Origin of the sequence: uncultured Roseovarius sp. (genome assembly GCF_947489715.1) — a bacterium.
Lineage (GTDB): Bacteria > Pseudomonadota > Alphaproteobacteria > Rhodobacterales > Rhodobacteraceae > Roseovarius.
Map to the genome: position 1 here is coordinate 103,167 of NZ_CANLER010000007.1, position 12,252 is coordinate 115,418.

Below are 12,252 nucleotides of genomic sequence, written 5' to 3' on the forward strand. Positions count from 1 at the left end.
TGCGTATTTCCGCTCGATTCCCCGCCAGATGGTGTTTCCCTTCCGGCGTCGCCTGCTTTACAGGAATTGTAACCAATCTGCCACATCGAGGTGCGGATTTCCGTACCTAGTCTGGGCAATAACCTGTGATAGGCTAAATAACGCCTGTAAACATTAGGACGGAAACGATTTGTACTTCTTAAACAAGATTCTCCACCGCGTCCTGCGCCCAGCGGTTGCGTTAACGGGTTTGAGCGTGCTGGTGGCCTGTGGCCAACCTGATGAAGCGGTCACACGTAGCTCACCCCCTGATCCTTACGAAAAGTTCAATCGCAAGGTCCATAAATTCAATCGCGGTCTGGACCGTGTTTTCATCCGTCCGGTCGGCAAGGGCTATAGCTCGGCCATTCCTGATGACATTGAAACAGCAATTGGCCGGTTTGCCTTTAACCTGTCCATACCCAGTGCCGTGGTAAATAATATCCTTCAGGGAAATATGCGCGGTGCGTTCAATGATACCGCGCGCTTTGCTGTGAATACCACCGTGGGCCTTGGCGGGTTTTTCGACCCAGCCAGCGAAATGAGCATGGCCACGGCCACCGATGCCGATTTTGGCCAGACGCTTTATGTCTGGGGCGTGCCCAGCGGTAATTATGGTGAGGTGCCTGTGCTGGGCCCCGGTACCGACCGGCACATGGCGGGCAAGGTGGTTGATCTTTTTTCCAACCCGTTGACTTACATTCTGCCTGAGCCCGAAAGATACTATGGCACCGGCGCTTCGATTGCCGCACGCTTAAGTGACCGGGCGCGCTATTCCGACACGATTGATTCGGTGTTATATGAAAGCGAAGACAGCTACGCTGCCACGCGGTCGCTGTACCTGCAGAACCGTCGTTTCAGGCTCGACAGAGGCAGAAGCGATACATATCAGGACCCCTATGACGAGCTTTACGGCGTACCGAGTGAGGATCCCAGCAATGTCGCAAGTGAAGAATGAACTGAATCGCCGCTATTTTATTGCAACTGGACTGTCAGCTGCCGCTATGTTCGGGCTGCCGGGGCAGGCAGTGGCACTGACGGATGCGAGCGCGCGTGCGTTGGTTGACCGAGTGGTGGGTGACATCAACAAAGTCATCGCCTCGGGCAAGTCGCAATCGGCCATGATCGCGGATTTCGAACGCATCTTTGGACGCTATGCCGATGTAAACGTCATTGCACGATCGGCGCTCGGGGCGGATTCTCGCCGAGCAAGTAATGGCCAGCTGCGCGCTTTTACGGACGCATTCAAGGGCTATGTGGCGCGTAAGTACGGTAAACGCTTCCGCGAATTTATCGGTGGCAAGATCGAAGTGAACAGCGTGCGTAAGGTAAAATCCTGGCACGAAGTGCTGTCGACCGTGCAATTACGGGGGTCATCCCCTTTCGATGTCCGATTTCTGGTTTCGGATCGATCGGGCAGGGATTTGTTCTTTGATATGATCATCGAAGGTGTCAGCCTGAGGATCAGCGAACGCACCGAAATCGGTGCCATGCTGGATCGTCGCAATGGCAATATCGATGCGCTGATCGCCGATCTGAAGAACGCGGGCTGACGGACGGCTCCCAATTGAAATCACGCGTCTACTTATTGGATCGCCTGCTTCACGGAGCAGGTGGTCATAGCTAGAAGTGTCCTCATTCCTCCAGATCGCCGTGGATGGCGAATTGTTCCAATCCAGCGTCTTGCGCTTCGATCACACGGAAGCTTTCCTTGACCCCGGCACCGGTAAGTTCCCGCATCACGGTTAGCAGCGTGTTGGGGGCGTGATCTTCGCAAAGCTCGGCCATGTGATTCAGTTCTTCCGTGGCGACGGGCAGGGCGGTGGCCACGTCGGGCGCGCCGTAGATTTGGACGAAATGCTCGGCCAATGCATGCGCCAGCGCGTCGAACTCGGATCGTTCCACTTGGGTGACAGCGACGAAGGTCACGCGGCCGAACGTCTCGCAGCCCAGCCAGCCATTTGAAAACGCCTGACGGGGTTTGCCGGTAAGGTCTGCTTCGGACCAGTTGGAAAACTCGAACCCGCCCGAGACGCACCATTCGCCGGTGCGCGCCGGAGACGCGTAGACATGTTGGTCGCTTTCATCGAAATGAATGGCGCGTGCCAGTTTCATGAGGCGGTCTCCAGAATGGTTGAAAGCGGAATCAGATGGGTGGTTTCGCCGTCGCGGATCAGCATGCCGAAGCGCTCGTCGACGCCCAGCCAGGTGCCCGAGAGGCCGTTTTGTGCCACTTCTTCGCCGATGCCATGGGCCAGCCCGCGCCATTCGGCATGCAAGGGCGCCACCCCGTCCGTGTCCCAGCGGGTGATCCACACAAGCGTGTGACGGGCCCAGCTTTCCAGCAGGGCGGTCGGATCAACATCAGCGCAGCCCTCGTCATAAAGCGCTGTCTGATCCGGCGTGTCGCCGGGACGCTCGGCGATTTGCATCAGCGGCAGATCAAGGCCCACGACCAGCCAGTCGGGTTCCTGCGCGGGGTCGGTGCCGCCCGCGCCCACGTGCATCTCGCCGCAGGAGGCGCCGTTGATGCGAATGCCGCCAGCCCATTCCAGATGTACCGCAACCTCGGGCGGGGCCAGTGCGCCAAGCGCGTTCTGGAAACCGATGCCGCAAGTGGGCAGCATTGCCATCGCGTCCTCCAGCGGCACTTCGGGGGACATGACAATCGCCGCCATCAGCCGGTTTGCAGTGACATTGTGCACGATCAGCCCGGCGTCACAGCCGAGTGCTGCCATCGCGCAGGCTTTTTCGAACGGGTCGATATTGCCGCTGACCGCCTGTCCGGACATGAGGGGTGGGAAGGTCGGTTCTGTCATGCGACTCCCTTGGCGATGAGCGCACGGGCGACCTCGCGGAACGCCTGCGCCTGCGGGCTGTCGGGCTGGCTGACCACGATCGGCGCACCCCCGTCCGAGGCAAGGCGGATATCAAGGTGCAGCGGGATTTCGGCAAGGAGCGGCACGTTAAGCTTCTGTGCCTCTGCCGCGACACCGCCATGGCCAAAGACGTGCTCCTCGTGCCCGCAATTCGAGCAGATATGCGTGGACATGTTTTCGATCATGCCGAGGACCGGCACGTGCAGTTGGTTGAACATGTCGATGCCCTTGCGAGCGTCGAGCAGGGCCACGTCTTGCGGGGTGGAGACCACGATCGCACCGGTCACGTCGGCCTTTTGTGCAAGGGTCATCTGCACGTCACCAGTGCCCGGCGGCAGATCGACCATCAGGCAATCAAGCGCGCCCCACTGCACCTGCATCAGCATCTGCTGCAGCGCGCCCATCAGCATCGGACCGCGCCAGACAACCGCCTGACCTTCATTGGTCATCAGACCGATGGACATCATCGTGACACCGTGGTTGCGCATTGGCAGAATGGTCTTGCCGTCGGGGCTGGCGGGGCGGCCCGATACGCCCAGCATCCGCGGCTGCGACGGGCCATAGACGTCGGCATCCAGCAGGCCGACACGACGCCCTTCGGCGGCAAGTGCGCAGGCGAGGTTGGCCGAAATCGTGGACTTGCCAACGCCGCCCTTGCCGGAGGCAATGGCGATCAGGTTGGCGACACCCGGCACTTTCTGGGGCCCCTGCGGTTCGGCCTTGCGCTGGGGTTTGAGATCGGGTGGCGCCTTGGTGTTGTGGCCGGTCAGGACGGCGCTGACCTCGGTTGCACCGGCGGCCCTGGCGGCGGCCTCGGCCGCGTCGCGGACCTGCGCATAGGCGTCGGCCCGGGCTGGGTCGATTTCCAGCACGAAGCGTACTGTGGCCCCCTCGACATTGAGGCCGCGCATGACGCCTGCGCTGACGATATCGCCACCACTGACGGGGTCTTTGACGGCTTTCAGCGCCTCAAGGACACTTTCACGGGTCAGGTTCAATTCAATTCTGCCCTTTGATCGTGCCGGTCACGACATGTTCGACATCGAGCCCGTCAATGGTAAGGACCATCTTGGCCTGAAATTCCTTACCGGCGGTGTCACCGGCATTGCGCAACCCTTCCTCAATCGCCTGCTGAGATGTTACGCCGACCTGTTTGAGGAATTTGCGCATGGACATGTTGAAATCGTCGCTCATGGAGGTCTTCCTTTTGATGGTTTGGCAAGATTATTGACGGAAGCGGGCAGGATTTCCTACCCTTTGGGAATGCGATTTTTAGTTTCCCTTGTCGTGATGCTGACGTTGCTGCCCGTACTGGCGTCGGCCGGAGAGCGTGATTTCCGGCTGAGCGCGCCGGGGGCGCTGGTCGAGAGCGGGTTGTTGAAATACCTGTTGCCGCGGTTCTCGCTGAAGACGCAAATCAGGGTCGAAGTCGTCGGTGGCGACGGCGAGGTCATGCTGAGTCCCGAGGGCGACGGTGTGCCCGTGTTCAGCAGCGCCGGGGCGACATGGCGGATGCGGTTGCAGGGCGATCATGCGGGCGCGGCGCGGTTTGCCGAGTGGCTGACCTCGGAAGTGGGCCAGCGGACCCTGACCAGCTTTGAGGTGGATGGAGCGCAGTCTTTCACCCTGCCTGCCGAGGAGGCCGAGGTCGAGGTTGCGGCGAGTTACGAGGGCAATGCCGCCGAGGGGTTGAAACTGTCGAGCGTACATTGTGGTCGTTGCCATGTGGTGAGCGAGGCCAATCGGATGAACGCCATCGGCTCGACGCCGTCCTTTTTCGTGCTGCGGACGATGCGAGACTGGGACCGGCGGTTTCAGTCGTTTTTTGCTCTTAACCCGCACCCAAGTTTCACTCAAGTGGCCGATGTGACGGCGCCGTTTCCCATCGACCGGCCCTCGCCCATCGCGCCGGTAGAAATCACGCTGGACGATCTGGACGCGATCCTGGCCTATGTGAACCAGCTTGAGCCTGCCGATCTGGGGGCACCGATCCAGCATCAGTGATCCCGGCGTTTGCTGAAATAATCCTCAGTTGTGCGGGGGCGCGGGCGCGCCTCGCCCTCGAACGGGTTGTTTTCCGAATGGAACTGGGCGTTGACGCGGCAATTGTCGCACATCTGGATCATGCGGGCGGCGTCCGAGGTGGCGAACATCGAATGTTTGCCAGCCAGTTTCTCGACAACTTTCTCAACCGTCGATTTGACGCCGAACAATGCGCCACATTCGATGCAGGCAAAGGGTTCTTCCTCGTTGAGAACCTCCTGGGTCAGTGCGGCGTCGGTCAAGTTCAGACGCGGCTCATAGGTGATCGCGTCTTCGGGGCAGATGTTGGCGCAAAGGCCGCATTGCAGGCACGCATCCTCCTGAAACCTCAGTTGCGGCATGTCCGGATTGTCGTTCAGCGCACCCGAGGGGCAGAGCGACACGCAGGAAAGGCAGAGGGTGCAGGCATCGGTATCGACAAGGACGGCGCCATAGGGCGCGCCGCCGGGCAGGGGGATGGTTTCCGTGTCCGGGTGCAGTGCCTTGGCTGCCAGCCGTGCAACCTGCCGCCGGCTGCCCATGGGCAGGACCGGCGCGGCGCAGGGCTGGGTGCGAGCCGGGAAGTCGTAGAGTGACTCACTCAGCTCTTCCGGGTCTGTGAGTGCGTAGACGGTCACCGCATCCTCGCCCGCTATGGACTGCGCGAGCGGTACCTCGTGGTGGCCGGCGTCGCGTTCAGTGGTGGGTGACACAAGGATCAGCACATCGGCGAAACCTGCCCCCAATGCCGCCAGTATCTCGGCATGGCCAAAGCCTGCGAGCGCGGTGACTTCGAGCGGGATCACGTTGGCGGGCAAACCACGGCCGAAGCGGGCGGCAAGGCGGATCATCTCGGCGCCGTGATCCGCGTCATGCACCAGCAGGCGGGGGGCGATGCCACCGGCTTTGCGATAGGTGGATGCCAGCGTTTCGATTCGGCGGAACATCAGGTCGGGCGCGGGCGCGTCATAGGTGATAGCGCCCGACGGACAAAGCGCGGCGCAAGCGCCACATCCGGCACAGACCATCGGGTCGATGCTGACGTGATCGCCATTCGGGGTAATGGCGCCCGTGGGGCAGACATTCAGGCATTTGCTGCAGCCCGGCTGTTCCGCACGGGAATGGGCGCAAACCAATGGCTCCAACGCGACATATAGCGGCTTTTCGAACGTACCGATCAGCTGGCTTGCGATCAGGATGGCATCGGCCACGGCGGGCAGGCTGCCGGGATCGGCGCGCAGATACCCTTCGCGCTTGTCGGGGGCGGGAAAGAGCGGGCTGCCGCCGGTCAGATCAAGGATCAGGTCACAGTTGGTCTGGCCGCCATCGCGCGGGTCAGTCCACGTCAGCGCGCCACGCCCCGACGGGTCGACCTGTTGCAGCGCGTCAAGGCGCAGGGTGAACCCGCCAAGCGCGCCAGAGGCCTGTGCGACGCGCCCCCGGATCGTGTCGAACGCGCGGGTGTCTGGCGGATCGGCCGCGTCGGTGTGCAACACCGTCACGCTGAGCAGATTACGAAGTTTTTCCGCCGCCGGTAGGACCACGTCGCTGGCTCCGATGATCAGGCACAGCCCCTCAGAAATCACATCAACGGTTTTCTCGCCGGGGTCGGGCAGGGTTGCCTCGGCCACCAGCGCGGCCATTTTGGGCAGTTTAGACGCCTCGTCCGCGGACCATCCGGCGCGGTCGCGCAGGTCGATCAGGGGTGGTTCAGGCACCTCCAATTCGTCCGCGAGCTCTTGAAAAATCCGCGCCTCCTGTCGGCAACAAATGATCGCTTCGCCGGTGGCGATGGCGGCCCCGGCGGCGTCGATCTGGTGAGTGCAAAGCCCGGAATGCAGTTTTGAGCAGGGCAGGCCGGTTGCCTGTTCCAATGCCGTTCTGTCCACCTGCTGACTGCCGGAACAGTCACATATAATCAATTGCTTAGTCATGCTTTTCTTATTGTTTTTTAGACCGTTTGAGCCTAGCTGCTTCCCTGTTTGCAGAGCAACAGTAGGCATGATTCTGCGCTCTCGTAAACATGAATTAGCGCATGCTACGGGCCTGTCGACTGTCAAAAACAAACCTGATTGATTCTCTTTGGTATCTCACCGGACGGGCATTGCGGATCGCCCTGAAATTGAGAAGGGCGGTCAAACTGTCCAAAGCTCTGCAGAGACTGGTAACTGACTGCCCAAAATGTCCGTGCGTGCGACGGGATATCGAAATCGCTTTGAGCATCGGGAAAACTGATTCACTCTGAGGGGGACGCAAAGGGGATATTCGTCACCGTGATTCATAATCCAGATTGCTATGCGACATTGCCATTGGGCGTGGTGATCCGACGGACACCGGGTGCGACGCGTTGGGTCAAATGGGCGTGGAAGGCGGTTGGGGTGGTGCCAGGGGCAGGGGATGCCGACTGGCGGGTGATGCGCGAAGAGGGTGGCGCGACCGAATTTCACGCCGCGACCTGTTTGCTGGAATTGCACGGGGCCGAGACCGAAGCCTACCTTCACGGGCTCTCGACCAAGGTGCCTGCGATCTACGTGGTGTTGCGCGACAGCGATGTCGATGCCTGCCCGCTTGAGGTGCTCTTGGTCACCGCATCCCCATACGAGGCGCAGGACTATGCCGATAGCGGCGAAGAGATCGTCGAGAAGGTACCGATGCCCGAGGGGCTGGTGGCCTGGGTCCGCGATTTCGTCGAGACCCACCACCAGGAAGAGGAATTCAAAAAGCGCCGCCGCGACAAGACTAATATCGGCAAGGTCGTGGATGGGGTAGGCGATCCGCGGATCGCCCAGTTGAGCGGCGTCTACCGCTCGCCCGCGATGGCCCGCAAAGGGAGGTTGCATTGAGCGAAGCACGCGATTTCTGGTCGCGCCGCAAGGCGAAGGTGGCTGCCGAGGTCGAGGCCGAGGAGGCCGCCGTCGAGGCGCACGCCATTACAACGGAGCAGGCGGAAAAGAGCGATGAGGAAATTTTGGCCGATCTGGGCCTGCCCGACCCTGACACGATGGGTGAAGGCGACGATTTCAGCGGCTTCATGGCCCGCGCGGTGCCGGATCGCATTCGGCTGCGGGCACTGCGTAAGCTGTGGCTGACCAACCCGGTGCTGGCCAATGTCGACGGGCTGGTGGATTATGGCGAGGATTTCACCGATGCGGCATGCGTGATCGAAAACCTGCAGAGCGCTTATCAGGTGGGCAAGGGCATGACTGCCCATGTCGAGGAAATGGCGCGGCAGGCCGAGCTTGAAGCCGCAGGCGAAGATGTCCCCGAGATGGAAGAGGCCGCGCCGGAAGAGCCGGTCTCCACGGAAGAAGAGCTGTTGGCGGAAGACATGGCAGGCCCGACACCCGAGGATGAATTGGCCACGTATGTGCCGCCTGCCGAGGAAGAGCCTGCGCCAGCACCGCGCCGCAGGATGCAGTTCAGTTTCGAAACCCGAGAGGTGGTAGACGCATGAGTGAGGCCGTAATGAGCGACAGACCCGAGATTGCCGAGGAAGATGGGCTGCGTGCCGATCTTTATGACTATCTGGGTCTTTTGCTGTCGGGCCCTCCGGACCAGGCGCTGCTAGCGCAAACCGCCAGGTTGCACGGCGACGAAAGCGACCTGGGCACGGCGATTGCGGCACTGTCCCGGATCGCCGGCCTTAGCAAACCACGCACGGTCGAGAGCGAATTCAACGCGCTTTTCATAGGGTTGGGCCGGGGCGAGCTGCTGCCCTATGCCAGCTATTACCTGACCGGTTTCCTGAATGAAAAGCCGCTGGCCAGTCTGCGACGCGACATGGCGGCGCGGGGGATGACGCGGGCCGAAAACGTGTACGAGCCCGAGGACAACATCGCCTCGCTCATGGAGATGATGGGCGGAATGATCCGGGGGCGGTTCGGCAAACCGGCCACGCTGGCGGATCAGAAAACGTTCTTTGCCAAGCATATCGGTCCCTGGGCGGGGCATTTCTATTCGGATTTGGAGGCTGCGAAGAACTCGGTTCTCTATGCCTCGGTCGGCGCTGTTGGCCGGGTATTCATGGAAATCGAGACAGAAGGTTTCCGGATGAGCGCGGGGTAGCCCCTCGCATCTAACGGCGGGGTAACCTGCCACAATCAAGGGGAGGAGACACTCTCATGACCAAGAAAACCGATGACGGCACCAGCCGCCGCGATTTTCTGAAGCTGGCCGGCACCGCTGCGCCTGCTGCCGTGGCGGTTGCTGCGGTCAGTGGCACCGCTGCACAGGCGGCCGAGCCTGACCTGACATCGGAAAAGATGCAGGACACCGCGCATACGCGCGCATATCTCGATAGCGCCCGGTTCTAGAACCCAACCCGGACGAGATCACCCGACCCTTAGGCGACTGGTAGCGATAGGCCCGACTGCCCGAGGTAACAGCAATACCTAGCAAGCCCGCCGGGCACGCAAGGGAGGAGAGTAACATGCTTAGGAAAAAGACCAACGGGGTAGCGAGACGCCCCCAGCGGACAAGTATCCTGTCTGAGGTCGCCGAGAAATCGGTCGACCGCCGCGCGTTTCTGCGCGGATCCGGTCTGGCCATTGGTGGCCTGGCCGCAATTGGCGCAACAGGGAGCACGGTCACCCGCGCCACGGCACAAAGTGCCGCGAACGAGGCGGTTGAGACGGTTAAATCGGTCTGCACCCACTGTTCGGTTGGCTGCACCGTGGTCGCCGAGGTATCAAACGGTGTCTGGGTGGGCCAGGAGCCTGGCTGGGACAGCCCGTTCAACCTGGGTGCCCACTGTGCCAAGGGCGCATCGGTCCGCGAGCACGCCCATGGCGAACGCCGCCTTAAATATCCGATGAAAAAGGAAGGCGGAGAATGGAAACGCATCAGCTGGGAGCAGGCGATCGACGAGATCGGTGACGGCATGATGAATATCCGCGACGAAAGCGGCCCGGACTCGGTGTATTGGTTGGGATCGGCCAAGCACAACAACGAACAGGCCTACCTGTTCCGCAAGTTCGCCGCCTACTGGGGCACGAACAACGTGGATCACCAGGCGCGGATTTGTCACTCGACCACTGTTGCGGGTGTAGCGAACACATGGGGCTATGGCGCCATGACCAACAGCTATAATGACATCCACAATTCAAAGGCCATCTTCATCATTGGTGGCAACCCGGCCGAGGCGCATCCCGTCTCGCTGTTGCATTTGCTGAAGGCGAAGGAACAGAACAATGCGCCGGTAATCGTTTGTGACCCGCGCTTTACCCGCACGGCGGCCCATGCGGATGAATATGTCCGCTTCCGTCCAGGCACCGACGTGGCGCTGATCTGGGGTATTCTGTGGCACATCTTTGAGAACGGCTGGGAAGACAAGGAATTCATCCGCACCCGTGTCTGGGGGATGGATCAGATCAAGGAAGAAGTGGCCAAATGGACCCCGGAAGAGGTCGAACGGGTTACCGGCACGCCCGGCAGCCAGTTGCGTCGCGTGGCGCTGACCATGGCCAATAACCGTCCTGGCACCGTGATCTGGTGCATGGGTGGCACTCAGCACACCAACGGTAACAACAACACGCGTGCTTATTGCGTGTTGCAGTTGGCGCTTGGCAACATGGGCACTAGCGGGGGTGGGACCAACATCTTCCGTGGCCATGATAATGTGCAAGGTGCGACCGATCTGGGTGTTCTGAGCCATACATTGCCGGGCTATTATGGCCTGAGCGGCGGTGCCTGGGCCCATTGGGCCCGTGTCTGGGAAGAAGACCCGGACTGGCTGGCTGGTCAATTCGACAGTATCAAGGATTCCGAAGGTAAAGATAAATCGCTTCAGAACCTGAAGGGTATCCCTGTTAGTCGCTGGATCGACGGTGTGCTGGAAGATACCGAAAACATGGACCAGCCCAACAAGGTACGGGCCATGGTTCTGTGGGGCCACGCGCCTAATAGTCAGACGCGCGGTAAGGAAATGAAGACGGCGATGGAAAAGCTGGACATGCTGGTCGTGGTCGACCCGTACCCCACTGTTTCCGCCGTATTGCATGACCGTACCGATGGGGTTTATCTACTGCCGGCCTGCACGCAGTTCGAGACCCGCGGGTCCGTGACCGCATCGAACCGCAGTTTCCAGTGGCGCGACCGCGTCGTGGAGCCGTTGTTTGAATCGCTGCCGGACGAGGTCATCATGGCCAAATTCGCCAACAAGTTCGGCTGGGCCGACCGTTTCTTCCGAAATATCGAGATGGAAGATGACGAGACACCCAATGTCGAAAGTGTCACACGCGAATTCAACCGGGGTCTGTGGACCATCGGCTATACCGGTCAGTCACCTGAACGCCTGAAACTGCACATGGCCAATCAGCATACGTTCGACAGAACCACGCTGCAGGCGGTGGGCGGTCCGGCGGATGGCGACTATTACGGTTTGCCATGGCCTTGCTGGGGAACGGCCGAGATGGGTCATCCCGGTACGCCAAACCTCTATGACATGTCCAAGCCTGTGGGCGAAGGTGGTCTGACCTTCCGTGCGCGTTTCGGCGTCGAGAGGGATGGCGACAATCTGCTGGCCGAAGGGGTCTATAGCGCTGGGTCGGAGATTCAGGACGGTTACCCTGAATTCACCATGCAGATGCTGATGGATCTTGGCTGGGACGGTGATCTGACCGACGAGGAACGTGCCAGTATCGACGCGGTTGCCGGACCCAAGACTAACTGGAAGACCGACCTTTCGGGCGGTATCCAGCGGGTCGCGATCAGTCATGGCTGTGCACCCTTCGGTAACGCGAAGGCCCGTGCGGTCGTCTGGACGTTCCCCGACCCGGTGCCGATCCACCGCGAGCCGCTTTATACGCCGCGGCGCGATCTGGTGGCGGACTATCCGACCTACGAGGACCGTCAGGCCTATCGCTTGCCGACCATGTATGCTTCGATCCAGAAGCAGGATTTCAGCAAGGATTATCCAATGATCCTGACATCCGGTCGTCTGGTGGAGTACGAGGGCGGCGGCGACGAATCGCGGTCGAACCCTTGGCTGGCCGAGCTTCAGCAGGACATGTTTGTGGAAATCCATCCGCGCGATGCCAACAATCTGGGTATCCGCGATGGCAAACAGGTCTGGGTTGAAGGTGCCGAAGGCGCCAAGGTCAAGGTCATGGCGATGGTCACCGAGCGGGTGGGCGAAGGCGTTGCCTTCATGCCTTTCCACTTCGGTGGTCATTTTGAGGGCGCGGACCTGAGGGATAAATATCCCGACGGGGCGGACCCTTACGTGCTGGGTGAAAGCTCGAATACTGCACAGACCTATGGCTACGACTCGGTCACGCAAATGCAGGAGACCAAGTGTACTCTCTGCAAAATCAGTGCAGCTTAAGGAGGAGAG

General features: G+C 60.7%; 13 protein-coding genes. 8 read left to right on the top strand and 5 right to left on the bottom strand.

Features of this window, described 5'->3' with window-relative positions; genetic code table 11:
- The first annotated feature begins 169 nt into the window (after window positions 1–169).
- Both Q1B27_RS16985 and Q1B27_RS16990 read left to right on the top strand, forming a co-directional pair.
- Window positions 170–976 (top strand): VacJ family lipoprotein, encoded by an 807-nt coding sequence (locus Q1B27_RS16985; RefSeq protein WP_299849123.1) that lies wholly within the window; start codon window positions 170–172, stop codon window positions 974–976.
- Window positions 957–1,571, top strand: a complete 615-nt coding sequence (locus tag Q1B27_RS16990) for a phospholipid-binding protein MlaC (RefSeq protein ID WP_299849125.1) — start codon at window positions 957–959, stop codon at window positions 1,569–1,571. The genes Q1B27_RS16985 and Q1B27_RS16990 overlap by 20 nt, the downstream gene beginning before the upstream one ends.
- An 82-nt stretch (window positions 1,572–1,653) precedes the next feature.
- On the opposite strand, the gene Q1B27_RS16995 is transcribed toward Q1B27_RS16990, so the two are convergent.
- The 4 genes from Q1B27_RS16995 to Q1B27_RS17010 are packed head-to-tail and all read right to left on the bottom strand — an operon-like array spanning window position 1,654 to window position 4,091.
- Window positions 1,654–2,133, bottom strand: coding sequence for a DUF6505 family protein (locus Q1B27_RS16995; RefSeq protein ID WP_299849127.1), 480 nt, complete (start codon window positions 2,131–2,133; stop codon window positions 1,654–1,656).
- Complete coding sequence (locus Q1B27_RS17000; RefSeq protein WP_299849129.1) at window positions 2,130–2,837, bottom strand: biotin/lipoate--protein ligase family protein; 708 nt, start codon at window positions 2,835–2,837, stop codon at window positions 2,130–2,132. Before Q1B27_RS17000 ends, Q1B27_RS16995 begins: the two co-directional genes overlap by 4 nt.
- On the bottom strand, window positions 2,834–3,895 hold the full coding sequence (apbC, locus tag Q1B27_RS17005) for an iron-sulfur cluster carrier protein ApbC (RefSeq protein WP_299849131.1): 1,062 nt from the start codon (window positions 3,893–3,895) through the stop codon (window positions 2,834–2,836). Before apbC ends, Q1B27_RS17000 begins: the two co-directional genes overlap by 4 nt.
- Window position 3,896: 1 nt before the next feature.
- Window positions 3,897–4,091, bottom strand: a complete 195-nt coding sequence (locus Q1B27_RS17010; protein WP_299849133.1) for a DUF6494 family protein — start codon at window positions 4,089–4,091, stop codon at window positions 3,897–3,899.
- 69 nt (window positions 4,092–4,160) lie between these two features.
- Here Q1B27_RS17010 and Q1B27_RS17015 point away from each other — a divergent pair, with 69 nt between their 5' ends.
- Window positions 4,161–4,901 (top strand): hypothetical protein, encoded by a 741-nt coding sequence (locus tag Q1B27_RS17015; RefSeq protein ID WP_299849135.1) that lies wholly within the window; start codon window positions 4,161–4,163, stop codon window positions 4,899–4,901.
- Here the strand turns inward: Q1B27_RS17015 and Q1B27_RS17020 are convergent.
- Window positions 4,895–6,853, bottom strand: coding sequence for a 4Fe-4S binding protein (locus Q1B27_RS17020; protein WP_299849137.1), 1,959 nt, complete (start codon window positions 6,851–6,853; stop codon window positions 4,895–4,897). The two genes, Q1B27_RS17015 and Q1B27_RS17020, sit on opposite strands and share 7 nt — an antisense overlap.
- Before the next feature lie 339 nt (window positions 6,854–7,192).
- On the opposite strand from Q1B27_RS17020, the gene Q1B27_RS17025 reads away from it, so the two are divergent.
- From Q1B27_RS17025 to Q1B27_RS17045, 5 genes are all read left to right on the top strand, one after another.
- Entirely contained in the window at window positions 7,193–7,762 is a 570-nt protein-coding gene (locus Q1B27_RS17025) for a DUF3305 domain-containing protein (RefSeq protein ID WP_299849139.1), read from the top strand.
- Complete coding sequence (locus Q1B27_RS17030; RefSeq protein WP_299849141.1) at window positions 7,759–8,373, top strand: DUF3306 domain-containing protein; 615 nt, start codon at window positions 7,759–7,761, stop codon at window positions 8,371–8,373. The genes Q1B27_RS17025 and Q1B27_RS17030 overlap by 4 nt, the downstream gene beginning before the upstream one ends.
- Window positions 8,370–8,984 (top strand): molecular chaperone, encoded by a 615-nt coding sequence (locus Q1B27_RS17035; RefSeq protein WP_299849143.1) that lies wholly within the window; start codon window positions 8,370–8,372, stop codon window positions 8,982–8,984. The genes Q1B27_RS17030 and Q1B27_RS17035 overlap by 4 nt, the downstream gene beginning before the upstream one ends.
- 56 nt (window positions 8,985–9,040) lie before the next feature.
- On the top strand, window positions 9,041–9,232 hold the full coding sequence (locus Q1B27_RS17040) for a twin-arginine translocation signal domain-containing protein (protein ID WP_299849145.1): 192 nt from the start codon (window positions 9,041–9,043) through the stop codon (window positions 9,230–9,232).
- 116 nt (window positions 9,233–9,348) lie between these two features.
- Window positions 9,349–12,243 carry a formate dehydrogenase subunit alpha gene (locus Q1B27_RS17045; RefSeq protein ID WP_299849147.1) on the top strand — a complete coding sequence of 965 codons (2,895 nt, stop codon included), beginning with the start codon at window positions 9,349–9,351 and terminating at the stop codon, window positions 12,241–12,243.
- The last annotated feature ends 9 nt before the right edge of the window (window positions 12,244–12,252 follow it).

Bases quoted from the DNA above. Each gene is read 5' to 3' on its own strand.
- Q1B27_RS16990 (WP_299849125.1), top strand. From the start codon at position 957: ATGTCGCAAGTGAAGAATGAACTGAATCGCCGCTATTTTATTGCAACT.
- Q1B27_RS16995 (WP_299849127.1), bottom strand. From the start codon at position 2,133: ATGAAACTGGCACGCGCCATTCATTTCGATGAAAGCGACCAACATGTC.
- Q1B27_RS17000 (WP_299849129.1), bottom strand. From the start codon at position 2,837: ATGACAGAACCGACCTTCCCACCCCTCATGTCCGGACAGGCGGTCAGC.
- Q1B27_RS17010 (WP_299849133.1), bottom strand. From the start codon at position 4,091: ATGAGCGACGATTTCAACATGTCCATGCGCAAATTCCTCAAACAGGTC.
- Q1B27_RS17015 (WP_299849135.1), top strand. From the start codon at position 4,161: ATGCGATTTTTAGTTTCCCTTGTCGTGATGCTGACGTTGCTGCCCGTA.
- Q1B27_RS17020 (WP_299849137.1), bottom strand. From the start codon at position 6,853: ATGACTAAGCAATTGATTATATGTGACTGTTCCGGCAGTCAGCAGGTG.
- Q1B27_RS17035 (WP_299849143.1), top strand. From the start codon at position 8,370: ATGAGTGAGGCCGTAATGAGCGACAGACCCGAGATTGCCGAGGAAGAT.
- Q1B27_RS17040 (WP_299849145.1), top strand. From the start codon at position 9,041: ATGACCAAGAAAACCGATGACGGCACCAGCCGCCGCGATTTTCTGAAG.
- Q1B27_RS17045 (WP_299849147.1), top strand. From the start codon at position 9,349: ATGCTTAGGAAAAAGACCAACGGGGTAGCGAGACGCCCCCAGCGGACA.